The organism is Endozoicomonas acroporae (assembly GCF_002864045.1).
GTDB classification, from domain to species: Bacteria; Pseudomonadota; Gammaproteobacteria; order Pseudomonadales; family Endozoicomonadaceae; genus Endozoicomonas; species Endozoicomonas acroporae.
This window is the reverse complement of record NZ_PJPV01000298.1, coordinates 1-514: the sequence shown is the minus strand read 5'-3', so window position 1 is coordinate 514 and position 514 is coordinate 1. Positions and strand designations below refer to the sequence as shown.

Below are 514 nucleotides of genomic sequence, written 5' to 3'. Positions count from 1 at the left end.
TTCGTTGGGCGCAACGATGTGAAAGTCTACATCTTGCTCGGTGATATCATTGTAATGAGGGTCAAGATATCGACCATCAATGACAATGGCATTGGCAATTGCTGTTTGAGCACCTATGCCATCAATACCAACAATAATTTGGACAATGCTGCCTTCTTCCCGGGGCCATAGCCATTTGTAATGGGCATGGATGCCGACAGTTTCACCGGGTTTAACGTCGGCTTCAGTGCCTTGCCCGTGGATATCTACGTTGCTGAAAGCGATGCCTGAGTATTCAACGTCTGAAAATGCAGAGCAGGATAGAATGCACAGTAAACTGGCCATTACCCACTGCTTAAAAAGGTTGTTTTTCATAAATTTCCCTCTGTTTTGGTTGTTTTAGTTACATGTTTTACTCCTTGTTTTGATTTCTAAAATTGATAAAAGTTCCACCAGTGGCAGGTTGTGGCTCTTTTAATTTGCCGTGAAAGAAAAATTGCCACGGAGACACAGGTGTGACACGAGAGCAGAGTCG

General features: G+C 43.8%; 1 protein-coding gene. It reads right to left on the bottom strand.

Features of this window, described 5'->3' with window-relative positions; genetic code table 11:
• The coding region (locus CX664_RS25390; protein ID WP_146000388.1) for a hypothetical protein at positions 1-354 on the bottom strand (354 nt) is incomplete at its 3' end.
• Positions 355-514 lie beyond the last annotated feature (160 nt).